Annotated in this window: 20 protein-coding genes and 2 pseudogenes; 1 reads left to right on the top strand and 21 read right to left on the bottom strand. The window is 47.5% G+C overall.

Translation table 11 applies throughout. From position 1 onward, the window contains the following. Positions 1–18: 18 nt before the first annotated feature. The 3 genes and pseudogenes from recG to C400_RS0114905 all read right to left on the bottom strand — a co-directional run bounded on the left by recG (position 19) and on the right by C400_RS0114905 (position 4769). Complete coding sequence (recG, locus tag C400_RS0114915; protein WP_017427461.1) at positions 19–2067, bottom strand: ATP-dependent DNA helicase RecG; 2049 nt, start codon at positions 2065–2067, stop codon at positions 19–21. Between the two features lies 1 nt (position 2068). Then, positions 2069–2935: a DegV family protein gene (locus C400_RS0114910; RefSeq protein WP_016822343.1), complete on the bottom strand. Its 867-nt coding sequence runs from the start codon at positions 2933–2935 to the stop codon at positions 2069–2071. Positions 2936–2983: 48 nt separating this feature from the next. Beyond that, positions 2984–4769: pseudogene (locus C400_RS0114905) on the bottom strand (DAK2 domain-containing protein). 498 nt (positions 4770–5267) lie between these two features. Between C400_RS0114905 and rpmB the strand changes: the two are divergent. Next, positions 5268–5456, top strand: coding sequence for a 50S ribosomal protein L28 (gene rpmB, locus C400_RS0114900; protein ID WP_013310881.1), 189 nt, complete (start codon positions 5268–5270; stop codon positions 5454–5456). A gap of 223 nt (positions 5457–5679) precedes the next feature. On the opposite strand, the gene spoVM is transcribed toward rpmB, so the two are convergent. From spoVM to C400_RS0114815, 18 genes and pseudogenes are all read right to left on the bottom strand, one after another. Further along, a complete protein-coding gene (gene spoVM, locus C400_RS26235) occupies positions 5680–5760 on the bottom strand; it encodes a stage V sporulation protein SpoVM (protein WP_010345573.1) in 81 nt (26 codons plus the stop codon). A 390-nt stretch (positions 5761–6150) separates the two neighbouring features. Further along, complete coding sequence (gene rpe / locus C400_RS0114890; protein ID WP_016822345.1) at positions 6151–6819, bottom strand: ribulose-phosphate 3-epimerase; 669 nt, start codon at positions 6817–6819, stop codon at positions 6151–6153. 4 nt (positions 6820–6823) lie between these two features. Further along, on the bottom strand, positions 6824–7741 hold the full coding sequence (gene rsgA / locus C400_RS0114885; RefSeq protein ID WP_017427460.1) for a ribosome small subunit-dependent GTPase A: 918 nt from the start codon (positions 7739–7741) through the stop codon (positions 6824–6826). Positions 7742–7814: 73 nt separating this feature from the next. Continuing rightward, positions 7815–10094 carry a Stk1 family PASTA domain-containing Ser/Thr kinase gene (gene pknB, locus C400_RS0114880; protein ID WP_017427459.1) on the bottom strand — a complete coding sequence of 760 codons (2280 nt, stop codon included), beginning with the start codon at positions 10092–10094 and terminating at the stop codon, positions 7815–7817. Beyond that, entirely contained in the window at positions 10091–10867 is a 777-nt protein-coding gene (locus C400_RS0114875; RefSeq protein ID WP_017427458.1) for a Stp1/IreP family PP2C-type Ser/Thr phosphatase, read from the bottom strand. Before C400_RS0114875 ends, pknB begins: the two co-directional genes overlap by 4 nt. 6 nt (positions 10868–10873) lie before the next feature. Continuing rightward, the gene (gene rlmN / locus C400_RS0114870; protein ID WP_025365198.1) at positions 10874–11914 is read right to left on the bottom strand and encodes a 23S rRNA (adenine(2503)-C(2))-methyltransferase RlmN; all 1041 of its coding nucleotides are present in this window, start codon (positions 11912–11914) and stop codon (positions 10874–10876) included. 186 nt (positions 11915–12100) lie between these two features. After that, positions 12101–13516 (bottom strand): 16S rRNA (cytosine(967)-C(5))-methyltransferase RsmB, encoded by a 1416-nt coding sequence (gene rsmB / locus C400_RS0114865; protein ID WP_026065454.1) that lies wholly within the window; start codon positions 13514–13516, stop codon positions 12101–12103. Next, a pseudogene (fmt, locus tag C400_RS0114860) lies at positions 13513–14473 on the bottom strand (methionyl-tRNA formyltransferase). The gene rsmB and the pseudogene fmt overlap by 4 nt, the downstream one beginning before the upstream one ends. Before the next feature lie 6 nt (positions 14474–14479). Further along, complete coding sequence (gene def / locus C400_RS0114855) at positions 14480–14977, bottom strand: peptide deformylase (protein ID WP_016822352.1); 498 nt, start codon at positions 14975–14977, stop codon at positions 14480–14482. A gap of 132 nt (positions 14978–15109) precedes the next feature. After that, entirely contained in the window at positions 15110–15898 is a 789-nt protein-coding gene (locus C400_RS27905) for a helicase-related protein (protein ID WP_232795389.1), read from the bottom strand. Then, entirely contained in the window at positions 15780–17687 is a 1908-nt protein-coding gene (gene priA / locus C400_RS0114850; RefSeq protein WP_232795377.1) for a replication restart helicase PriA, read from the bottom strand. Before priA ends, C400_RS27905 begins: the two co-directional genes overlap by 119 nt. After that, positions 17687–18991 carry a bifunctional phosphopantothenoylcysteine decarboxylase/phosphopantothenate--cysteine ligase CoaBC gene (gene coaBC, locus C400_RS0114845; protein WP_017427455.1) on the bottom strand — a complete coding sequence of 435 codons (1305 nt, stop codon included), beginning with the start codon at positions 18989–18991 and terminating at the stop codon, positions 17687–17689. The genes priA and coaBC overlap by 1 nt, the downstream gene beginning before the upstream one ends. Positions 18992–19081: 90 nt before the next feature. Then, positions 19082–19285: a DNA-directed RNA polymerase subunit omega gene (gene rpoZ, locus C400_RS0114840; RefSeq protein WP_013371850.1), complete on the bottom strand. Its 204-nt coding sequence runs from the start codon at positions 19283–19285 to the stop codon at positions 19082–19084. Between the two features lie 121 nt (positions 19286–19406). Beyond that, positions 19407–19979 (bottom strand): guanylate kinase, encoded by a 573-nt coding sequence (gmk, locus tag C400_RS0114835; RefSeq protein WP_013371851.1) that lies wholly within the window; start codon positions 19977–19979, stop codon positions 19407–19409. Between the two features lie 14 nt (positions 19980–19993). Further along, positions 19994–20254, bottom strand: coding sequence for an extracellular matrix/biofilm regulator RemA (gene remA / locus C400_RS0114830; protein WP_005548256.1), 261 nt, complete (start codon positions 20252–20254; stop codon positions 19994–19996). Between the two features lie 56 nt (positions 20255–20310). Continuing rightward, positions 20311–21198, bottom strand: coding sequence for a YicC/YloC family endoribonuclease (locus C400_RS0114825; RefSeq protein ID WP_017427454.1), 888 nt, complete (start codon positions 21196–21198; stop codon positions 20311–20313). 35 nt (positions 21199–21233) lie between these two features. Next, on the bottom strand, positions 21234–23120 hold the full coding sequence (locus C400_RS0114820; protein WP_017427453.1) for a bifunctional homocysteine S-methyltransferase/methylenetetrahydrofolate reductase: 1887 nt from the start codon (positions 23118–23120) through the stop codon (positions 21234–21236). A 157-nt stretch (positions 23121–23277) separates the two neighbouring features. Next, entirely contained in the window at positions 23278–24303 is a 1026-nt protein-coding gene (locus C400_RS0114815) for a hypothetical protein (protein ID WP_017427452.1), read from the bottom strand. Between the last annotated feature and the right edge of the window lie 353 nt (positions 24304–24656).

Raw genomic sequence — 24656 nt, 5'->3', positions numbered from 1 at the left:
CTCACCATTCATGGTGGGTCAGTCGATAAGATCCCCTTGGAAAATCTGCTCTTTTTGCAAATAACCGCGAAGTGCTTCATACTGCGGAGATGTCCAAAAAGAGGAGTCCTTGATTAGATCAGTTGCATCCTCACGTGCCTTTTCCAGCACCTCAAAGTCCGCTACCATATCTGCTAACCGAAACTCGGGCAACCCGCTCTGCTTGGTGCCAAAGAAATCCCCCGGCCCTCTCAAATCCAGATCGCGTCTAGCAACCTCAAAACCATCGTCCGTATCGGTCATTACCTTCATCCGCTCTTGACCAACCTCCGACTTAGGATCAGCGATCAGTACACAGTATGAGGCATGTGCGCCCCTTCCGACACGTCCACGTAACTGATGTAGCTGGGACAATCCAAAGCGATCTGCATCCATAATAATCATTAGCGTCGCATTGGGCACATCTACCCCCACCTCTACAACCGTGGTTGAAACGAGTAGCTGAACCTCATTTGCATAGAAGGAACGCATAACTTCTTCCTTTTCTGCAGGAGTCATTCGTCCGTGCAACAGCCCAACGCGATAATGTGGAAAAGCCTGCTGCATTTGGATATGCAGATCGATGGCATTCTGTACATCCAGCTTCTCTGACTCTTCAATCAACGGGCAGATTAGATAAGCCTGCCGTCCCTGATCTACCTCACGAGAAATAAAACCGAGCACTCGATCCATCAGTTCGTGCTTCACCCAATACGTAGAAATTGGAATACGTCCTTTGGGCCGCTCTGATATCGTTGAAACATCCATATCACCAAAAGCAGTAATCGCCAGCGTACGCGGGATCGGTGTGGCGGTCATGGTCAGCACATCGGGGTTGTAGCCCTTGCGGCGCAGTACACTACGCTGGTTGACTCCGAACCTGTGTTGCTCATCCGTTACAACTAGTCCAAGCTGGCGGAAATACACATCCTCCTGAATAAGGGCATGCGTGCCCACCACAATATCCAGCAGACCCATTTGAAGAGCGGCAAGCAACTCCTTACGCTTCTTCCCAGTTGTACTTCCTGTCAGTAACCCCACGCTGATTCCAAAGGGTTCAAACAGCTTGTGAAGCGACCGCATATGCTGCTCGGCCAATATTTCGGTTGGCACCATCAGTGCTCCCTGAAAACCGGAACGTACTGTTGCGAATAAACCGATGGCGGCAACCACAGTTTTCCCCGACCCAACATCCCCTTGGAGCAGACGGTTCATACAATAAGGTGAGCGTAGATCATACAGTATTTCAAGCTCAACCTTCTTCTGTGCATCCGTTAATTCAAAAGGCAAAGCCCTCACAAATTCACGGATCGTGGCGTTATCCACCGTATGCACCACCCCGTCCGCTCGACCACGATTTAACGCTCGGAATGCCTGCATTTTCAGCTGGAATAAAAAGAGTTCCTCATACACCATCCGTCGCCGAGCCTCTTGTCCCTCTCGATTGTCCTGAGGTTGGTGTATACCTGCAATGGCCTGCTTGCGCGGCATCATACTATACTTGCGTACCAGCAGATCTGGCAATATCTCGGGAATCATTTCACCAAACTGCTGGAGCGTCTGATTCATTATTTTTCGCATCCAGCTCTGCGTAATCTTGCCACCTATAGAGTACACCGGTTGAAGTGTCCCCGAACGAGCCACTCCTTTATCAGGGAACTCAGAGTCTGCAACAGTCATCTGCATTCGCTTAAGATCCCATTTCCCAGTCACCACAATTTCACGACCTAATGTTAGCTGATCCTTCAAAAAATGCCGATTAAACCATGTTGCAGTAAACATCCAATCCTCAGCCATCAATTTACAAGTTAACCTTGATTTGCGTCCGTAACGCTGAAGCACCGGAATGCCCATAATTTTCGCCTGTACTGTAATCTTATCTCCGTCCTTCACTTCGCTTAGCGATCGCAGTCGGTAATCTTCATACCGAAACGGATAATATTCCAGCATATCTTGCACGTTAGAAATGCCAAAAGCGTGAAGCTCTCCTTCTTTGAGAGCACTCACGCCGTGTATTTGTTTTAATGGTATTTGATCCAATTGCAGCATATTACCTCTCATCTCCGGCCGGCCATGCAAAAATACCAATCGTTCCTGGTCCCACATGAGTTCCGATCACAGCGCCAAGTTCAGTATATATTTGATCGCCCAGTTCAAAATGCTCTGCCAGCTGAGCCACAAACGCTTCTGCCGCCGAGCGATCTGCCGTATGACCCACAGCAATATTAATTTTTTGGCCTTTTAAATCCCGCTCCAACAGTTCAATAATTCGTGCTGTCGCTTTTTTATGCCCTCTCGCCTTATCAGCCGAATAAATAATACCTTCTTTGTCAATCGAAAGAATTGGCTTAATGTTAAGCAACGTACCAACCATAGCCGCTGCCTTGCCAATTCGTCCGCCTTTTTGCAAGTATTCCAGTGTATCCACCAGGAAATACAAACAACGACGTTCTCCAAGACGTTCCACACCCTGAATAATTTCAGCCGGGGATTGCCCGGCAGCTGCCAGCTCTGCGGCGTAAACCACGAGCATACCGTATCCGTACGAGGCCGACTTGGAATCCATAACGGTCACTCTATCTTCATGCTTCTCCAACATGGATTTACCCAGCAGAGCGGACTGGTACGTTCCGCTCACACCGGAGGATAAATGGATAGAGATAACCTGGCTCTCGGGGTATTGCTCCAACAGCTCCGTGTACGTCTCCAAAAAACGGGCTGGTGATGGCTGTGACGTTGTAGGTAGTTCATCAGCCCGTACCAGTTCGCTGTAAAACTGTGCAGCTGACATCTCAATACCGTCCAGGTAAGCTGTGCTGCCGAACATCACCGTCAATGGTACAATGACTATGCCGAGACGATCTGCTATTTCCTGTGGAATATCAGCCGTGCTATCTGTCAAAATGATAGTTCTCATCAGTCAGACCTCCTTTGTAGTGGACTACCATGGGTGTGCCAAAGCACATCAGGTTTCCACTGAGAACAGATAAGGATAAATCGGCTGACCACCTTCATGAACTTCCACTTCAACATCCGAATAATTTTCTTCAAGCCACGCAACAAGCTGATCTGTCTCTTCTTGTTTTGCGTCCGAACCTGTAAGAATCGTAACAATTTCATCGCCATTCACCAGCATTTTCGCCAGCAAAAGACGGGATGTTGCCATTAATTGCTCCTCAGTCGCCACGATCTTAGAATCCTGAATACCAATGTAGTGGCCCGCTGTAATATGCAGATCATCAAGTGTCGTATCCCGAACCGCATAGGTCACTTGTCCAGACTTCACACGGGTAACTGCGTCCCGCATATTATCTTGGTTTACCTCAAAGGCTTCTTCCTCTTGGTAAGCAAATGCTGCTGCAATGCCCTGAGGAATTGTTTTGCTTGGAATCACCGACACCAAACGTTCCACCTCTAGCAATTCACGCGCTTGTTCAGCAGCCAAGATTATATTGGAATTATTCGGCAGAATAAAAATATGTTGAGCCGCAATCGAGCGAGCCGCATTCACGAAGTCTTCTGTGCTCGGATTCATCGTCTGACCACCCGAAAGGACAACATCAACACCCAAGCTTCTGAAAATATCAGCAATCCCTTCACCAGAAGCCACAGCTATAAAGCCAAAAGGTGCTAGCTCATGAGCTGGAGGCTCAGATGGCTCCTCCTCACGTGCAGGCTCTGTTGGTATTTCTGCAAACCATTCAGGCTCAGGAGCACCATCCATACCTGCTGACAGCAAATCACGATGCTGCTCGCGCATATTCAAAATTCGAATCTGTGTAATTTCCCCGTAACGCAGCGCAAGATTCAAGACTTCACCTGGAGCCTTCGAATGCACATGAACCTTGATGACATCATCATCCGAAATAACGATAATCGAATCACCATCTACTGACAACGCTTTCCGGAAAGCTTCCTCATCAAAATTTGTACCTTGCGCTTCGCCCAATTGTCGATTAATAAAAAAACTCCATATCATACAAAAATTCAATATTCTCCGTTTCGAGCTTCGCCTGCGCAGAAATCGGCGCATCTGGGGAAGGAGCAACAGGCGCAGCTGTAGGTCTCTCCGATACATAAGGAGCAAAAACCGGGCGTACACTATCGCCTTTTGAAGTTGGAGATGTCACCAATCCGCTTCCAAGATGCTGCATAAATCCTTCATAAATATACACAAGTCCTTGTCCACCCGAGTCTACAACCCCTACTTGCTTCAGTACAGGGAGCATGTCCTGCGTCATGGCAAGCGTTTCCTTTGCTTTGGCAAGCACTTCTTCCATCAGTTCTGTGATGTCGTTCGTCCGGCGCGAGAAAAACACAGCATGTCTGGCCGCTTCCTTCGCCACGGTAAGAATTGTACCCTCCACCGGCTTAACCACCGCCTTGTAGGCCGCATCCACCCCGCTCTGCAATGCCGATGCGAACTGAAGGGTATTCAATTCCTCGTATGGGGCAGCGTAACGGCTGAAGCCACGGAACAACTGAGACAGGATAACCCCTGAATTGCCGCGGGCCCCCATCAGCAAGCCTTTGGATAAGATGCCGGACATGACACCGATGGAGGAAGAATCTCCCCTCTTCAATTCCATTACGCCCGCGCTCATCGTCAGATTCATATTGGTTCCCGTATCACCATCTGGCACCGGGAATACATTTAGTGAATTGACATGCTCCGCATGCTGCTGTAATTGTTCCGCCCCGGCTAAAACCATCGCGGTAAAGTCTGTTCCATTCAAAGAACGATTACTCAAGAGAATTCCCCTTCCTAGCTTAATACAATTGTTTTACAATCCATCTTCACAACACATGTTCAAGGTTCAATTGAATTATACTAAAGCCAGACGACGAATACGAATGTCACCCTTTCGTAAGCTTCCGTAACCATCCTCTGGTTTCTTTCCACAGCTCATATAATATGAAAAACCAGTCAACTGCCCAACAAAAAATCATTGGCCGGAATGATGATTATGGTCCCGCCTCTGAACTGCCCGGCATGACTGGAATAAGAATTCACATTCCATTAAAAAACAAAATAGTCGCAGCAATAGCTATCCCATATTGTACTATAATGCGAAAGAGAAATAAATAAAGTTTTTGAATCAGTTGACGGAGCTTTTTTGACTATGATATTATATTTAAGTATTGTTTTGTTCAGGTTAGTGACTTATAAAGTCCGGCTGACCCAGTCGGCCTGAAGAGCGACCCATTCCATATGGAGTTTGGTTATTTTCAGAATAGGAGGTGGAATCATGTCTCGTAAATGTTCTGTAACAGGCAAAAAGCCTGGCAGCGGTAACCACGTATCTCACGCTAACAACCGTAATCGCCGTACTTGGGGCGTCAACGTACAAAAAGTTCGCATTCTCGTTAACGGTAAACCGAAACGCGTTTATGTCAGCACTCGTGCATTGAAAGCCGGTAAAGTGACTCGCGTGTAGTCGTAAAAAAATATCGTTATAAACAAAAGGCACCTCGTTTTAAACGGGTGCTTTTTTGATTATTCGAATAATATCCCACTGATTCAGGAGGACAAAATGTCAGGCAACTTCCCGCGCATTCTTGTCTTTTATTGCCGAGCTATCAATCTGCTGTGCCCGGGAAGCGTGCCTCCTGTGTACCTTTCGCCTTCATCCTACATCCTGTGTCAACGTTACTTTGATTTCAGTTCTTCTGGAATGTATTCAAAATGGCTTTGACGAATCCACCCAGAAATTTTGGCAGCTTGATTGTGTAAAACTTCATGCCTCACCCTCCCCATCATCCTCCTGCATCCGTTCTCTGTAGTTTATGCAACCTGTCAAGGGTTGTTGCCCCACAAAAAAAGGCTACATGAGAATCCCGCTCATGTAACCATATTTATGCACAACCATCCCAGGCTATACCATCAGACAAGTCCGCGAACATAGAGATATGCTGAGAGTATAAAAATAAACAGAATATAATAAAGCACACTGCAGACCACAAAACCGATACGCAAACCACGCCGTTCATTTTTACGAAAATAAAACAGGACAATAAGAACAGCCAAAAGTGAAAGTATAGCATTCCAAGGCGTCTTCACTAGCGAGAAACAACTGAGTGTCAAACCGGTCAGCATGCTCGCTAAGGTCATCCACAGTGCTTCAGTTAGCTTCACTTGGACAAATGAGCGACACTATCCCGAATAGCAGCAATAGCCGCTGCACGGTCTGCTCTGCCGTACACTGCACTGCCTGCCACTAACACGTTAGCACCCGCTTCAAATACGGCTGGTGCCGTCTCCTCCGCAATACCTCCGTCCACCTCGATATGTACGTCTGGACGACCCAATTCGTTCAACCAAGCACGGATTTGTCTGATTTTATTCAACGTCTCTGGAATGAAGGACTGGCCCCCAAAACCAGGGTTAACCGTCATCACAAGAATCATATCTACATTGGGCAGCACTTCCTTGATCGCGTATGGTGAAGTCCCCGGATTGAGAGCCACTCCCGCCAGAGCGCCTTGCTGCTTGATCATGTGAAGGACACCATGTAAATGAACACAAGCCTCCGCATGAACCGTGATGATATTGGCTCCTGCCTTTACGAAATCACTAATATAACGTTCAGGCTGCTCAATCATCAGATGAACGTCCAGTGGGAGAGTTGTATGCGGCCGAATAGCCTGAACGATAGGGGGACCCAGTGTAATATTGGATACAAAATGACCATCCATAACATCCACATGAATCCAGTCTGCCCCCGCTGCTTGGACTTCCGCGACTTCACTGCCCAAACGAGCAAAATCAGCGGATAAAATCGACGGTGCTATTTTTAACATATGCTCAATACCTCCGTTTTTTTTCTTTTAATTCCTGATAAAATTGCAGATAGCTATCATAGCGTCCCTGTGAAATATGTCCCTCTTCCAAGGCCTCTCTTACTTTACAGCCAGGTTCGTGAATATGCGTACAACCCCGAAATTTGCATCCTTCCGCATATTGTTGGAATTCTCGAAAACAAGGCGATAACTCATCCACACCCAGCTCTAAAAAATCCAGTTGGCTAAACCCCGGCGTATCTGCTACAAACCCACCGTTGTCTAAAGGAATTAGCTCCACATGGCGAGTCGTATGTCTTCCTCGTCCCAGCTTATTGCTTATGGCGCTCGTCTCCAGCGTTAAGCCAGGCTCCAAAGCATTAAGCATGGAGGACTTCCCTACACCTGACTGGCCGGAAAACACGCTGATTTGGCCGGCCAACAGCTTCTTGAGCTCAGCCGTACCCTCTCCAGTACGGGCGCTGGTTACCAGCACCTCGTAACCAATCTTCCGATACATTTCCTGAACCATCAGCACCTTATCATCCTCTGAAGGGCTGCCTTCATACAAATCGCGCTTGGTCAGACAGATAATCGTATCCAGCCCAGCGTGCTCAATATGGACTAAAAATTTGTCCAGTAAAGGCAGGTTTAAATCCGGCTCACGCAGGGAAAACAGCAGCACGGCCAGCGTGGTATTAGCTACTGGAGGGCGAATTAGCTCCGTCGTACGCTTTCTAATCTCCTTGACCATACCTTCCCCGTTTTCAGTTAGTTCGTAAAGGACCCGATCACCAACAAGGGGCGTAATCTCTTTTTTCTTGAAAAGGCCACGTGCTCTGCATTGTACCGTAGCTTCGCCGGATACCGGACGCCCATCCTGATCCAGGCTGGAGACATAATAATATCCGCTAAGCGCCTTGACGATCAGACCTTCAGGCATGTGTAAGATGTCCTCCTTCATAATGTTCAAGTTTCATAGTGTGGAACAGGTTAAGCTTCTTTCTCTAGTAAGTTTACTGATGCTGCACAGCCTCGATCACTTTGTCCTTCTTTTTGTGGGAACCGTGACCGGGGTTGTTTTTTTTGCTAACCGCCAACTCACTGCGCGTAACTCCTGAGGAATCGGTTCCTGGGGCAAAAGCAGAAGGATCACCATCGCCTTCTGTCCCCTCCTGGTTGTTAGAGTCGCCTCCACCATTACCACTATCGTTAGAAGATTCCCCGCTGTTTCCTTCCTCACCGTTTCCACTTCCATTCGGTGAGGAAGTACCACCAGATGTATCAGTCGGTGATGTTCCTGCAGGTGGAGCAATTTGAGGCATCGTCACCGTTCCATTTTTTGCATCAATATAAGAAACAGGATACGTGTCAACAAAAGCACCATCTCTAAATACGGAGACGACACTGTCTTTGTTAGGGGCCATCAGCAGGTTGATCGTAAACACCTGTGTCGTATTAATCGTACGGCTGCCCCACTCCTGATTTTCTCCACGTGCATCTGTATAAGTGATACGAATTTTACTGTTTTTGCCCTCTTCCTTCGGCGCCACAGGTACATTAAACGGTAACGTAATCGCTTCTGGCGGGTAACCCGTACTTACATAAAACGTAATTTCCGTATTTGGGGGCAGATCACTGCCCGCCTCTGAAGGCCATTGTTTGGTTACTTTTCCTTTATCCTGCTCATAGCTAAATTCCTCTTTAATTGAGCCAACCTTCAGCCCCGCCTTTTTGACCTCATTTTCCGCCTGGCTCTGCGTCATCCCTACAAGATTCGGCATTTTAACAGTGGCAGCGCCTTTGCTGACGGTGAGCACTACCTGAACCGAATCCTTATCAAATGGCTCATTTGCAGCAGGTGTCTGACTAATGACGGTTCCTTCAGCCTGATCACTGAACTGCTCATTTTGCTGAATCTGCGTTTCCTTAATCTGCTGGGCGGTCAGTAGCTTGACAGCATTCTCGTAGCTTTGCCCTTTGACATCTGGCATCGGGGTGAGCGGCTTGGCAATCCCGACTTTCAGACTAATCTCCGTTCCTTCCTTGACTAAAGATCCTTCAGGGTAGCTTTGATAAAAAACGACTCCCGGTGCAATCCCCTCTTTATATTCATGCTGGATTGGATCGTCAATGACTAGTCCTGCTTTACTTAGAGTGACCTTCGCTTGGTCTTCTGTTTGTGTCAGTACACTTGGTACTTTCACCTCAGGCACGACAAGCACACTTTGCACATAGTACACCACGCCGCCCATGCACAAAAGTAGCACCAACACTAGTGTTACCCAGAAGATCGTTTTTTTTCTATTTTTCTTGGACGATTGCTTGCTCGGGAGCTGTTCAGACTCCCGAGGTTGGACAGGCACATCGTCACCACTGGAAGACACACCTAGTTGTTGAGGCTTAATAGCTGGGATAACCCGCGTTTGGTCCTCATCATCCAAATGTGTAAACTCCAGCTTGGATTCATTGCGCCGCCCCGGTAGCAGACAAGTCTCCAAATCCCTTAGCATTTCGTCTGCTGATTGGTAACGTTCCTCCGGATTTTTACGCATCGATTTTAGAATGACATTTTCTACACTTTGCGGAATCAACGGATTAATTTTACGCGGTTCCTCAAATTCCTCTTGCAAATGCTTGAGTGCCACACTAATTGGGCTTTCTCCCAGAAAAGGAAGCTGTGCCGTTAGCATTTGATATAAGACAATACCTAGAGAATATAAGTCCGATTTTTCGCCGGTAATGACACCCTTTGCATGCTCAGGTGAAAAATAATGAACAGAACCCACAACAGAACCTGTCTGAGTAATTGTCGTTGACGTAACAGCTCGAGCAATCCCAAAATCGGTTACCTTAACCCGTCCATTACGTCCAATTAAGATATTATGAGGCTTAATGTCCCGGTGAATAATCTGATTTTGGTGGGCATGTTCCAGCGCATCACAAATCTGGGAAGCAATCCGCACTGCTTCATCCACTTGTAATGGCGCACGTTCTTTAATAATCTCATTCAAATTTTTGCCTTCAACGCACTCCATTACAATATAATGGATTTCATCCTCTTGGCCGACATCATAAATACTGACCACGTTCGAATGAGAAAGCGAGGCCGCTGACTGTGCCTCACGCCGAAACCGGCGAATAAATTCCTCATCATGAACAAATTGCTGACGCAACACTTTTACCGCGACATTGCGATTCAGCAAAATGTCTTGAGCCTTATACACCAGCGCCATACCGCCGCCACCGATGCGCTCAATAATTTCGTACCTTCCCCCAAGCAGGTGCCCGATCATGCTTCACACCCCTTTTCACTCAATGAAACCGTGTTGTCGGGCAATTCAAACAAAGCTACAGTAATGTTATCGTCTCCACCGGCAAGCAGCGCCAGATGTAGCAGACGATCCGCACGTTCCTCCAAAGGATTTTCTGCGGCACCTACTACCTTACTGATCTGTTCTTCTGTTACCAAATTGCTTAATCCGTCACTGCATAATAATAGTACATCGCCTTTTTCCAGCGTAATGGTGTCAATGTCCACCTTCACCTCGGAATCAGTGCCCAATGCCCGTGTCAGCACATTGCGACGGGGATGGTTCTCCCGCTCTTCCTTACTGATCTGACCGTTTTTGAACAACTCATTAACCAAAGTATGGTCTTCTGTAAGCTGACGTACCGTTCCTTTGGATACGACATAGGCGCGACTGTCACCAATATGTCCGATAATTCCAGATGCATCATTGAGCAACACGGCAACAACCGTCGTTCCCATATTATGATACTGATCATCGCGCGCAGCCGTTTGGAAGATGACTTCATTGGCATGCAAAATAGCGTCGCTGAGCGCCGCCGTCAAAGAATGTGCGGATAATCCGCTCTCTAGCGTCGCCAAATCAGCGGCAAGTGTCTCTACCGCAAGGCGGCTGGCCGTATCACCGGCCAGATGTCCTCCCATACCATCGGCAACAATTCCAAGAATATAGCCTTGCTCCAAGTGCCTGATCCAGGCAGAATCCTCATTTACCGAACGCACACGTCCGACATGGCTGACATGAACTGTTTTGATCAAATGGTTTCACCCCAACTCCATATGCTTTGCACGCAACTGACCGCAGGCAGCGGCAATATCGTGACCCTGTTCACGCCGGATCGTCACATTGACGCCTTTTTCGGCAAGAATACGTTGAAAATTAAAAATATCGCTGCGCGATGTACGCACATACTTGCGCTCAGGCACATGGTTGACTGGAATCAAATTGACGTGACACAGCATGTCCTTCAACACATCCGCAAGCTCTTCAGCATGTTCTGCCTGGTCGTTTACTCCACCGATCAAGGCATATTCGAACGAAATTCTCCGCCCCGTCTTAGCAAGATAATAACGAAGAGAATCCATAACATCCTTAAAAGGATAACGGCGATTTACAGGCATCAGCTTCGAACGCAACGCATCATTGGGCGCATGGATGGATATTGCCAGATTAATCTGTGTATCCTCGTCAGCAAATTTATAAATATTGGGCACAATGCCACTGGTTGACACAGTAATATGACGTTGACCAATATTCAGGCCCTTTTCATGAATCATTGTACGCAAAAACGTCATTGTCGCTTCATAGTTCTCAAAAGGCTCACCCGAGCCCATAATCACAATACTGCTCACTCGTTCATTCGTTTTATCCAGAATTTTCTGAGCCTGCACCACCTGTGCCGTAATTTCGCCAGCCGTCAGGTTTCTTTTGAGACCCCCAAGCGTCGAGGCACAAAAGGTACAGCCAATCCGGCAACCCACTTGAGTCGTTACACAAATACTGTTTCCGTAATTATGTCTCATGATAACCGTCTCAATAGCATGGTCATCGTGTAAACCAAACAGAAATTTAACAGTCCCATCTTTCGATTCCAACTTTGTAATTTCGTGAAGCGTCACAAAACTGAATTGCTCCTCCAGCTTTTCTCTCAGCCCCTTGGACAAATTCGTCATCTCACTGAAATTATTGACCCGCTTTACATACAGCCAGTCAAAAATTTGTCCTCCCCGAAAGGCAGGCTCACCGTTGTTTTTGGCCCAGTCCTGAAGCTCTTCCAGTGTTAAATCATATATAAAAGGTTTCATCAATATTTGCACCCGTTCCTTCTTCATTAAGTTCTGTTTAATCGCAGACAGTGTTTTTCATTCTTCCTATTTTAGCACAAATCCCTGAGGGGGTAAAAATTTTTCATCTTCATGCAAAAAACCGCCGGAAGTGTCCGGCGGATTGTGGAAATACTGGTGGGCAGCTACCTGGAATTCTCTTCCGAGCTACTTTACCCGGCGCAGACGCGCAATATAAAATCCGTCACTGTGAAAATGCTGCGGTAACAGCTGTACCGAACCTTTCTGTATACCATCCATTTCATGACTCACGGCTGGAAAAGAATGATCCTTTGCCAACTCATACTCTGGATGTTCGCTTAAAAACCGAGCCAATTGTCCTTCATTTTCGTCAGGCTCAATCGTGCAAGTACTGTATACCAGAATACCACCCGGCTTTAACAGTCCGGCCACACTATCCAGCAACTCGTGCTGCAGTTGAGTAATGTCGCGAACATCCTGCGCAGTTTTGCTCCAACGCAGATCTGGTTTACGGCGAATCACTCCAAAACCGGAGCATGGCGCATCTAGCAAAATACGGTCAAAAGAAGCCGGAGCATATCGTTCCTTTAGATCCAACGCATCACCGGTAACCGTCTCAACAGCGTCTAGACCAAGCCGATTCGCTTGCTCACGGATTAGCTGATGCTTATGGGCATGCAGATCGTTTGCAACGATCCGGCCGCGATCCTTCATCAACTCAGCCATATGAGCTGTTTTGCCGCCTGGAGCTGCGCAGCAATCCAGCACCGCCATGCCAGGCTCAGGAGCGACCGCTTCAGCAACAAGCATGGAGCTTTCATCCTGTACAGACAACAATCCGTCCGTATACCACGAGGTAAGCGCCATATTTCCGCCGCTACGAACAACAATCCCATAGGGGCTAACGGCCGAAGGAACGGCATCAATCCCTTTTGCAATCATCTCGTCCAGCAGCTGATCACGACTGGTCATCGTCGTATTCACTCGCACGCTGACTGCAGGGGGCTCGTTATTAGCCTTGCAGATAGCCTCAGCTGTATCGGTACCGTATTGCTTGATCCAGCGCTTAACTAGCCACTGTGGATGGGAATGTTCTAACGAAATCCGTTCCTCTGCTGACAAACCGTCAGGAATACGCAGCTTGTCCGACTCACGCAGCATGCTGCGAAGCACACCATTGACCATACCGGAAATCCCCTGATGCCCGCGCCGCTTGGCAATGGTCACTGCTTCACTAACAACTGCATGATCCGGAACTCGATCCAGATACACCAGCTGATATACGCTCATCCGCAGCAACGAACGTACCCAAGGCTGAAGCTTGGCCGTTCCTTTTTGAACAAATTTATTCAAAAAATAATCCAGTGTATTTCGGCGTGCCACTGTACCGTATACAAGTTCCGTCGTCAAACCAACATCACTTGCAGATAAACCTGCCTGCTGAAGTCGGCGATTGAGCTCAAGATTGCTATACGCGCCCTCTTGCTCCACACCGGTCAGCACGTCAAGTGCAACTTCCCGCGCCGTCTGTTTGCGAGTTTTGTCGGATCTGGTCCCCACTCCCTTGCGTTGGTCTCCCTGACGGGAGTGTCCCCCGCTCATCCGAGCACCGTGCCGGGCTTCATCTGTCCGCCGCGTGCAAAGGTTCCGGCTTCCATAACCTTCTTACCTGCCGGTTGAACCTGGGTCAGCCAGAGAGTGCCTTCGCCTGTCTGCACCTCAATGCCACGGGCGGTTAATTGAAGAACCGTGCCGGGTGCTGGAGCATTTGAGCCACTCGCTTCATTATTTATGGAAGGCTGCTCCGCAGCCCATATTTTAAAAACATTGTTCTCCCAAAGTGTAAACGCGCCAGAAAAAGGAACCAGACCGCGAATCCGGTTGTATATTTGCTGTGCATTATCACTCCATGTAATGCGCTCATCATCACGGTTCAGGTTCGGGGCATAGGTCGCCTCGTCCTCATTTTGCGGCGTGCGGTCTGATTGCCCTGCCAGCAACTTGGGCAGCTCGTCCTGCAAAAGTCTAGCTCCGGCTACACTTAGCTTTTCAAAAATTGTGCCCGATGTATCCTCCGGCTCTATAGCCACCTCAACCCGCGATATCATATCGCCGGTGTCCAGCCCTTCCGCCATATACATTAGCGTCACACCTGTCACAGTTTCACCGTTAATAATCGCACGCTGGATCGGTGCACCTCCCCGATATCGGGGAAGTAACGAACCATGCACATTCAGACAGCCGAAACGAGGCAAGTCTAATACGGACTTAGGCAAAATTTGACCGTAAGCTGCGGTGACGATCAGGTCGGGACGCAACTCTGCCACCTGAGCCACTGCTTCCGGCTGCCGTAGGCGGGTCGGTTGCAGCACAGGTAATCCGCGCTTTTCAGCCGCTTCCTTGACTGGTGTTGGCGTCAATATTTTTTTTTCGTCCCTGTGGTTTATCTGGCTGAGTAATTACACCGACCACGTTATATCCGTTGTCCAGCAACATGTTCAGCGATGGGACTGCAAATTCAGGTGTACCCATAAAGATAATACGAATGTCTTGGCTCATCGAACCTCACTCCCCTGTCTGACGGTTCGGTCCTGGCTGTTCCAGAGCAACCTCATATACTTTTTCTGCAATATCCGTGAACAATACTCCATTTAGATGATCAATTTCATGCTGAAAAGCACGAGAAAGCAACCCTGTCGCTGTAACGGTAATAGCCTTGCCCTCGCGATCCAGTCCCTTGACTGTAACCTTCTCGGCACGACGTACATCCCCGTTCAACCCTGGAATACTTAGGCAGCCTTCAGGTCCCAGTTGCTCTCCTTCTTCGGCCACAATTTCTGGATTGATCATTTTTATCAAGCCATGCTCATCTCCAGCATCTACGACGATGAGCCGCTTCAAAATACCTACTTGTGGAGCAGCTAGACCTACTCCTTCCGCTTCATACATCGTATCTGCCATATCGTCCAGCAGCTTTTGCACATTAGGCGTAACTTTAGTAACTTCCTTCGCTACTTTGTGCAATACGTCATCCGGCTCCAACACTATAATTCTAATTGACATGACAACAGAACACCTTCCTCTTTTTCCTTCATTTAGGCTTTACTGTATTCATCACAAAAGCGACTGCTACATTATCCTATGTACGGACGGCTTGTCCGCATCAATTGTGCGAATAACTTTAGTGTTAACACTCTACATTAGCATCTGCGGATCAACATCCAGACTAATCAGCAACTTTTGTGCCTGTGCAGATTCGGCCATTTCATCAGCCACTTGCTGAGCCAAACCAATCGCGTCGATATTTCCACGCCATTTTATCATACATTGAAATCGGTATCTATTCTTGATTCTCGAAATGGGTGAAGCTACTGGCCCCAAAATGTCCAATACATCCGATGTAAGCCGGTCCATATTCCCGAACCAGCCCCGTTGTCTGGCTCGTCCCTGTAGTGTCGCTGAATAATTTTCAGCCAATCGGACTAGCACTGGAAGCTGTTCATGAGAAAAGGTCACCAAAATAAGTCGGCAATATGGCGGGTAGTGCAAATTACGGCGGTGTTTCAACTCTTCCCTCACAAAAGATGAATAATCATGACGGCTTGCATGAACCACCGAATAATGATCTGGAGTGTAGGATTGTACGAATACTTCCCCCGGCAATTGATGCCTTCCAGCACGCCCGGCTACTTGTGTTAACAGCTGAAATGTCTTTTCCGCAGCCCGAAAATCAGGTAAATTAAGAGCGGAATCCGCAGTAATGACACCTACCAGCGTTACATCGGGAAAGTCCAGCCCTTTGGCTACCATTTGAGTACCCAGCAGTACGTCTGCTTTTTTATCACGAAATTGCTTGAGAAGCTTTTCATGAGCGTTTTTTTTCAGTTGTGGTATCGACATCCATTCGGACAACACGTATACCAGGGAATAGCTTAGCCAACTCTTCTTCCACTCGCTGAGTACCTGTACCGAAGTAACGAATATGCTCACTACCGCATTCCGGGCAAGTCTGAGGTACAGGCTCGGAATATCCGCAATAATGACAACGTAAATTGTTCGACCGCTGATGATAGGTAAGCGAAATATCACAATCCGGACATCCCGCCACATAGCCGCAGCTCCGGCACATGACGAACGTGGAGTGACCACGCCGGTTCAACAGTAATACCGTCTGCTCCTTACGCTCTAATCGCTCTGCGATTCCTTTATGCAACGCGCGGCTGAACATGGAGCGGTTGCCGGCCCGTAGCTCCTCACGCATGTCCATGATATGGACTTCGGGTAACGTGTTCCCCAATGCGCGGGTCGGCATTTCAAGCAGTAGCGGCGCAAACTCGTCGTTGCTTTGGGAGCGAGCAGCATAATAGCTTTCCAGTGATGGTGTAGCTGAACCGAGTATAACGACAGCCCCGTGCTGGTGTGCTCTGCGAATGGCTACATCACGCGCATGGTATTTGGGCGTCTCTTCCTGCTTATAGGACGTTTCGTGCTCTTCATCCATAATAATGAGCCCTAGCTCACGAAAAGGGGCAAATACCGCTGAACGAGCGCCAATCGCTACTTTTACACGGCCTTCGCGTATTTTGCGCCACTCATCGTACCGTTCTCCCCCGGACAATCTACTGTGCATCACTGCGACCTGGTCGCCAAAACGTCCTTTGAAACGTTCGACCATTTGCGGAGTTAATGATATTTCGGGTACGAGCACAATCGCCTGGCGATTCTGCTCGATACAGCGCTGAATGGTCTGTAGATAGATTTCCGTCTTACCGCTTCCTGTGACTCCATGCAGCAAATAAGCTCCTTGCTCACGCATGTCCAGCTGACGAACAATCCGTTCATACACCGACTGCTGCTCTGCCGTAAGAGGGAGTGGGTCTGTAGGCTTGAAGTTTCTGCCCCGGTAGGGATCGCGGAACACTTCAACATCTTCCTGTAACACATAGCCCTTATCTTCCAGTGCCTTAACCGTCGCAGCTGATACACCTAACGAGGTCATAACTTCCTTCAGCGGCAGAGGCAGAAACTCGCTACGTTCCAGCAAAAAAGCAAGTACCTCCCGCTGACGCTGCGCCTTGGCAGAAAATTGCTCCAGTGCCATGGATGCTTCATCTATGCTGATAGCCAGATCAACAGCTTTCATCGTCTTTTTGCCAAGCTTGTCTTTAATAACCTGGCTTTCCTGAAGCACTCCGCGGCGTAACAGCGATTTAATAACCTCCGCCTCCTCGGGGAAACGTCTACTAAGTTGCTGCAACGGGACTTGCTCCTTATTCTGAATGAAGCTGACAATCTGACGCTCCGCCGGGTCGCTCATACCGTCGTCAGTCAGAAGGGCCCATTCGATCTCATCCCCCTGATTAGACAGCATAGATCGCTGTGGATTCGTAGACTCTTGCTGTTCGGCAATGGAGATATAACGTTCCGCCTTGCCCTTAAGCGCGGTAGGAATCATCACTTGCAGTGCCATAATTTGATTACAAGCATAACGCTCGCTCATCCATTTGCCCAGTTCAACCAAATCGGGAGATAAGGGCGGTACCAGATCCAGCAACTCCTGAATCGCCCTCATCCTATATTTCGGCGGCTCTTCAGCTGGAACCACCGAGATAACAAAAGCCTGCACCGTCCGTTTGCCAAATGGCACAGCTACCCGACTACCTGGCTCAATCCAAGGTCTCATGGAATCTGGGATCAGATAATCGAAGGTACGATCTGTATCCTTGGCAGGTACATCGACAATGACCTTGGCAACTAAATTGCCTGTCTCCATTAATGCAGCACCCCACCCATACGTCCCGCGGCTAGAGTAAGCAATTTACGCGCAACTTCTTCCTTTGACTGTACAGGAATATGCTCTACCATCCCGCTTCGGTCATATATTTGAACAGCATTTGTATCGACGCCAAAACCAGCACCATCCACAGTTACATCGTTTGCCGCAAGCAAATCACAATTTTTACGTTCTAATTTATCTATTGCATACGTCTCCAAATTTCCCGTTTCTGCTGCAAAGCCAATTAAAAATTGATGTTTCTTGCTGCGTCCGAGTGATTCCAAAATATCGACGTTCTTCACTAACTCCAATGTAAATACACTATCTTTTTTCTTGATCTTGGTCTGTGCCACCTCACGTGGTCGATAATCTGCCACAGCAGCAGCCATAACGACCATGTCACTCGTTTCCCATTGTTTTAGCACAGCCTGGTACATGTCTTCAGCTGACTGGACTCTTTCAAGCGAAATACCTGAAGGCGGTTCCGCACTGGTATTGGCAGCAATCAAATGCACCTCTGCCCCCATCTCCTGAGCCACTTTCGCAATGGCAAAGCCCATTTTACCAGATGAATCATTCGTAATATAACGGACAGGATCAATTCGCTCAATCGTGCCTCCAGCCGTGACAATGACTTTTTTTCCCGAAAGCGCTAATTCATTCTTATCTACAAGTCGCTCGGTTACTTGTTTCTCCGTAGATTCTTCTCCAAACCACCGTGCTTCAGACTTGATTGTGGCTTCAGGCTCCTGAGCTTGCTGATCAAAAAAGCGCTCTATCGTTTGCACAATAGTTTCTGGCTCTTCCAAACGTCCTTTGCCAACATAACCACAAGCCAGTAATCCTTCACCAGGCTCAATCATCTTCACACCACGGGATACCAGTGTCTCCATATTTTGCATGACTGCAGGATGAGTGTACATATGTACATTCATCGCAGGGGCCACCATAATAGGCGCTGTCGTAGCCAGCAACGTTGTCGATAACATATCATCAGCAAGACCATGCGCCATTTTCCCGATGATATTCGCCGTTGCAGGAGCAACTAGCACCAGATCAGCCGCATCCGCCAGATGAATATGGGATACGATAGACGGCTCTCTTTCATCAAATGTATCACTGTACACCGGATTGCGAGAGAGTGACTGCAGCGTAAGTTCGGTAATAAACTCCTTGGCAGAAGCCGTCATAATCACATGTACATCGGCTCCCTTTTGCGTCAACTTACTGCAGAGCGCAGCCCCTTTATAGGCAGCAATTCCGCCGGTTATACCAAGAATAATAACTTTCCCCTTCAACATCGTTAACTCCCCCTGACCGAAAAAAATAACAACCTTGCGGTTGTCAAAGGAATTGGCATTGCGCCTGGTTATAATGATTGTCTATAATTCTTATTCTTCTTCGCCGCTTTCAAGCAAAAGATGATCTGCATAGATCTCTTCCAGAGCTACTCCAACCTGTTTGTGAGATTTAGGACTCTTCAAGCTCGTCTTCTCGCCTTCACGCAACTGTCTAGCACGGCGTGATGCCGCTACAACCAGCGAATATTTACTATCTACCTTTTTCATCATTTCATCAATGGAAGGATACAGCACGAATAGACACCTCTTCATGTAGTTTTAAGCTGTATAAGCTGAACTCCAGTGTACACCTTCAAGCTCAGCTTATACAGTATTATTTCTCTTTTGGTACGCTTGGCATATGTAAAGCCCTCGCTTAAGGTCGAACCTTACAATGTTCGGCGATAATAATGGATTCTATTCGTTTACAAGCGAAATCAATCTCATCATTGACAACCGCATAATCATAATGACGCAACAGGTTCATCTCGTCCACAGCTACCGACATACGGTGATCAATGGTTGCTTGAGTTTCTGTGCCACGTCCCCGAATTCTATCCTTCAACTCATCCAGCGAAGGTGGAAGCAAGAATATAAATATGCCTTCTGGAAATTTTTCTTTAACCTTTAGCGCGCCCTGAACTTCAATTTCCAGAAAGATATCTTTACCCTGCGCAAGCGTCTGGTCTACAAAATCACGTGGAGTGCCATAGTAGTTACCTACATATTCTGCGTACTCCAGCAATTCATCCCGTTCAATCATCCCTAAAAATTCTTCACGCGTTTTGAAAAAATAGGTCACTCCATCTTGCTCGCCCGAACGAGGTGTTCGAGTTGTAGCAGAAACAGAATACGTTATCTCAGGTAGCTTTTCGCGCAATGCATTGCCTACCGTTCCTTTACCGACCCCCGAAGGTCCGGATATTACAAATAATAATCCCTTAGCCATAGTACACTCCATTTTTATTCGTCATTGTCATCATCTTTAGTGGATAGGCGATGAGCGACCGTCTCCGGCTGCACCGCAGACAGGATTACATGATCACTGTCTGTAATAATAACAGCCCGTGTCCGGCGGCCATAGGTAGCATCAATTAACATATGACGGTCCCTGGCTTCCTGTATAATCCGCTTGATCGGAGCAGACTCCGGACTGACGATGGAGATTATTCGGTTGGCCGACACGATATTGCCAAAGCCAATATTGATCAATTTGATTGCCATATTCAGGTCTTTCCCCCTATACATGTGACTATTGCAGCCGTGCCGCTACCAGGTAGCTACTCAATATTTGCAGCCTGCTCACGAATTTTTTCGAGCTCTGCTTTCATCTCAACGACCAAATTAACTAATGTGAGATGATTAGCCTTAGAGCCGATCGTGTTGACTTCCCTGTTCATTTCCTGGATTAAAAAATCTAATTTGCGACCGGCCGGCTCGTCCGACAGCAGCAACCTTTTGCACTGTCCAAAATGACTTTGAAGCCGGGTAAGCTCCTCATCAATATTGCTGCGATCCGCGAATAACGCAATCTCCATTCCGTACTTATGTTCATCAAGCGTAAATGAACCGTCCTGAAGCTCTTTAAGCCTATGCTTCAGCCTGTTACGGTAGTCGCTCACAACATGAGGAGCCAACACCGTCATTTCCTGATGAAGGGATTCCAGACGTAAAATACGGGATTCCACATCCTGCGCCAAATGCCCGCCTTCTCGTCTTCTCATCTCCAGCAAACCTTGCATAGCCTCGTTCAAAGCTCGCTGTAGCTGCTCTTCCCAGTCCTCTTCGTCTCCATTGCAAGCCTCTCCAGGCTCACCCAGAACATCCGGCAAAGCAAGGATATCACTTATACCTAACGTTCCTTTCACGCCATAACGATCCGCCAGCTGCTCCGCTGCACGCAGGTAAGCCTGCACGACAGTGTCATTCAACCGTGCGGCGGGTATCTGTTCTTCATCACGTTCCCTGTGGATGAAAACATCGATACGACCGCGTTTAATCTGCTGTTGAACCGTTCTTCTCAAGCCATCTTCATAACGAGTCCATTCACGTGGAATTCTCATCATCACTTCGCAATAGCGGTGATTGACCGATTTCAATTCCAAGCGCACTTTATACCCCTCATGATGAAGGATGGCTTGACCGTATCCGGTCATACTCAATGACATCGGCATCACATCCATTATACTATTGTAATTGATTATTATAGTCGAAACAAGGGGGCCTGTGCTCGGCCTGATTTTTCCCATACATATGAAGTCAGCTCAGCTGTCATTTCATAGAACATAAAAGGAGTCATGAAATAGATCCCATTAAAATGTTCCATGGCCGTATCAAGCAGCTCCTTGGCAATAGACACGCCCATTGCTCGTCCTTCCGGGCCCTCTAGTCCCGACATACGTGCACGCACCTCATCGGATAACTGAATGCCTGGCACTTCATTGTGCAAATATTCTGCATTGCGGCCACTAGCCAGCGGCATAATACCGATAAAAATCGGTATTTCCAAATGCCGTGTCTCTTCTGCAATGGCTATAATCAGCTCAGGATCGTAAACAGGCTGGGTCATAATATAATCGGCCCCGGAGGCAATTTTCTTTTCCAACCGCTGTACGGCTTTACCCAAATGCTTAACATTCGGATTAAAAGCAGCTCCCACCACAAAATTAGCTTTCTGCTTGAGTGGTTTACCGGAAAATGCGACGCCATCATTTAACTGCTTGATCATGCGTATGATTTCAAAAGATGTCATATCATACACCGAACTGGCGCCTGGTAAATCACCGAACCGCGCTGGATCTCCAGTAACCGCCAGTACATGGTCAATACCCAGTGCGTCAAAACCCATCATATGGGATTGCGTACCAATCAGATTACGGTCACGACATGCGATATGAATTAATGGACGCAAGCCTGTTTCAATACTAACCAGATGCCCAAGCGCCATATTGCTCATACGAGTGACTGCAAGCGAATTGTCAGCAAGTGTAAGTGCATCGGCTCCGGCTTTCTTCAAGGCATGTGCACCTTGCATAAACCGGGTAATGTCGAGATCTCGCGGAGGGTCCAGCTCTACAATAACCGTATGCCGTTCCTTAACCAGATCCACAATGTTGGGTTCGCTGGTATGTCTGCCATTTCCTCGTCCCCCTTCATCTGCTGTCTGCTCCACCACATGAATGACTTCCGTCGAAAAGGTTTCTTTTGGAGCCAACGGGGGCGGTTTCAAATTGTTTAAAGCTTTGGAAATAGCAGCAATATGGTCTGGTGTCGTTCCGCAGCAACCACCAATCAGTCTCGTACCGAGATCTACAAAGGACGTAGCACATTCTCCGAAATATTCAGGTGATGCACCGTATACATAGTGACCGTCCACATAATCTGCCAATCCCGCATTCGGATATACAGACAGTGGTACAGACAAGGGACCGTCCAGTTGCTCCATTACACTCATAATTCCCTGTGGACCGGAGTGACAGTTAAACCCGAGGATGTCAGCTCCTTCACTACGCAGTGTTGAAAAGGCTTGTGCCATTAAAAACCCATCTTGGGTACGACCAACTTGGTCAACCGCAAATTGACAAATTACCGGAATGTCACTGTATTTACGTACACTGTGAAGCGCAATGCGCATTTCGTCCAGTGAATAAAACGTTTCGCATAAAATGCCGTCAACCCCTTCGGACAGAAGAGCATCAATCTGCTGTTCGTAGTTTCTTGACAGCTCTAGCTTGGATATGCTGAGACGTTTGCCTCCGCATATGGAACCGACCGCACCTACTACATAATGTTCGGGTCCAGCCGCAGCCCTGGCAATCCTCACACCAGCTCGATTGATTTCTTCTACCTTAGATTCCAACCCAAAGCGGGCTAATTTATAATCATTTGCAGAGAATGTATTCGTCTCCAGCAATCGTGCTCCTGCATTTAAATACTGACCATGCACGTCTGATATGACGCCAGGCGAAGTAATGTTCAGTTCTTCGTAAGACGTATTTACTGGAAATCCTAGCTGGGACAAAAAAGTCCCCATAGCGCCGTCTCCGACAATAATTTCACGATTCAGCACAGTACGCAAATCCGGTTTCATGTCCTCTGCTCCACCCCGCTCTTTATTTTCATACTAATGTAACATAAAGAGACTACAAACATAAGCCAAAAACAAAAAAAGCCACCTCACGTCCCGACAATATGATATCAGGACTAGAAGCAACTTGATTGATCATTTTCTATTTACCACTACATTTTCATTGCATTTTCCCATCAGAAGAATGGAGAGAAAACTCGTAAAAAGTCCCTTTTTTATTTACTTTAGCCACAATAGAATCCGCCCCCTTTTGCTGCTTGGAGAACGTATATTGATTTCCTTGAACTTTCACTTTATAGCCGGACACATTGATATTAAACAACAGCTGAACCTTAGGCTTGACCAGCTTCAATGCTTCGGCGGCAGTATATTTTGGACTTGCAAAGGATTTTTTGAAATCTGCGTCATCATTCCAGTCCATCCCTGATGTGGATACAGCCAGCACTTTACCGGTTACCGCACCAATTTTGACTTCATTCGCCTCGCTTGCATCCTCGAACGACCAATAAGAAAGCCCCTTTTTCTCATCCTTGTACCGTGAGACATGCTGCACTGTGATTCGCTGTCCACTCACTCGCTTAAACGTGTTCATTGCACGGTTCAGTAACACAGGATCCACCTGCTTCAGTGCATAGTCCGCATTGACGGTAATAGCATTACCTTGATCCACATCAACATACAATGAGGAAGCTTTTTCTCCTGCCCCCCAGAATACCCAGTAATTTGAAGGCTTGTTGGACTGATAAGGGGATTTGACTCGCCAGAATGCTTCAAATTGTAAGGGGCGCTTGCTGTCAAACGCTTTGGCGCTGTTTAATACTTTTGCCTTGAGTGGCGCGTTCATCGCCTTTCCCAAACTACTTATTTTATATCGTATAGTTGTAGAATCTACTCTGTTTTTCTCTTTATTATATTCTGTCTGCAACGTAGCTGTTCCGTCTTCCAATTCACCCTCGACAATCCAGGTTTTCCCCATATCCGTTACATCGTCAAATTGAAATGCAGCTTTTGAACCGATAAGTTCTTGTACTGCTTTTTCTAAACGGCTTACGACTGTCGGAGTTAGCGAGCCCACCTGCTTGTCCGTCGTTCCCGTGGCAGCAGGAATAGTCGCCGCTTGAACCGGAAGCGCGGTGGCTACAAGTATGAGGACTGCAACTGCTGAAATCCAACGAAATTTCCGCACTATGAACGGCCTCCTTATCGTTTTCTCATTTTCTATATTATACATTGTTCAGACGTCAAAAAAAGACAGAATATCGCTTGGTTCACCATTTCCCCAGTAAACAGCGGCATAAAAGGGCAAAAAAAGAAGACCTGCTAAGGTCTTCAGGCTGTCGAGAAAGTTTCGACAGCCTATTTTTATGTTAAATTTGTTTAAGACGACACCGCGTTAATGTTATATAATATAGGCAACTATTGTATAGAAACGGACGGTGTTGGTATGCTGCGATCTCATCGAGACAAACAACAATCCTTTGAATTGGTTTCCTTGGAAGAACTGGTGCCCAAGATCATTTGCTTCGCAAAGTGGATACC

Source organism: Paenibacillus sp. ICGEB2008 (genome assembly GCF_000307675.1).
Taxonomy (GTDB): domain Bacteria; phylum Bacillota; class Bacilli; order Paenibacillales; family Paenibacillaceae; genus Paenibacillus; species Paenibacillus polymyxa.
This window is presented reverse-complemented; position numbering and strand designations above follow the sequence as displayed.

Coding starts and splice junctions, on each gene's coding strand:
- recG (WP_017427461.1), bottom strand. CDS start 2,067: ATGCTGCAATTGGATCAAATACCATTAAAACAAATACACGGCGTGAGT.
- C400_RS0114910 (WP_016822343.1), bottom strand. CDS start 2,935: ATGAGAACTATCATTTTGACAGATAGCACGGCTGATATTCCACAGGAA.
- rpmB (WP_013310881.1), top strand. CDS start 5,268: ATGTCTCGTAAATGTTCTGTAACAGGCAAAAAGCCTGGCAGCGGTAAC.
- spoVM (WP_010345573.1), bottom strand. CDS start 5,760: ATGAAGTTTTACACAATCAAGCTGCCAAAATTTCTGGGTGGATTCGTC.
- rpe (WP_016822345.1), bottom strand. CDS start 6,819: ATGTTAAAAATAGCACCGTCGATTTTATCCGCTGATTTTGCTCGTTTG.
- rsgA (WP_017427460.1), bottom strand. CDS start 7,741: ATGCCTGAAGGTCTGATCGTCAAGGCGCTTAGCGGATATTATTATGTC.
- pknB (WP_017427459.1), bottom strand. CDS start 10,094: ATGATCGGGCACCTGCTTGGGGGAAGGTACGAAATTATTGAGCGCATC.
- rlmN (WP_025365198.1), bottom strand. CDS start 11,914: ATGAAACCTTTTATATATGATTTAACACTGGAAGAGCTTCAGGACTGG.
- rsmB (WP_026065454.1), bottom strand. CDS start 13,516: ATGAGCGGGGGACACTCCCGTCAGGGAGACCAACGCAAGGGAGTGGGG.
- def (WP_016822352.1), bottom strand. CDS start 14,977: ATGTCAATTAGAATTATAGTGTTGGAGCCGGATGACGTATTGCACAAA.
- priA (WP_232795377.1), bottom strand. CDS start 17,687: ATGGAGACAGGCAATTTAGTTGCCAAGGTCATTGTCGATGTACCTGCC.
- coaBC (WP_017427455.1), bottom strand. CDS start 18,991: ATGTTGAAGGGGAAAGTTATTATTCTTGGTATAACCGGCGGAATTGCT.
- gmk (WP_013371851.1), bottom strand. CDS start 19,979: ATGGCTAAGGGATTATTATTTGTAATATCCGGACCTTCGGGGGTCGGT.
- remA (WP_005548256.1), bottom strand. CDS start 20,254: ATGGCAATCAAATTGATCAATATTGGCTTTGGCAATATCGTGTCGGCC.
- C400_RS0114825 (WP_017427454.1), bottom strand. CDS start 21,198: ATGTCATTGAGTATGACCGGATACGGTCAAGCCATCCTTCATCATGAG.
- C400_RS0114820 (WP_017427453.1), bottom strand. CDS start 23,120: ATGAAACCGGATTTGCGTACTGTGCTGAATCGTGAAATTATTGTCGGA.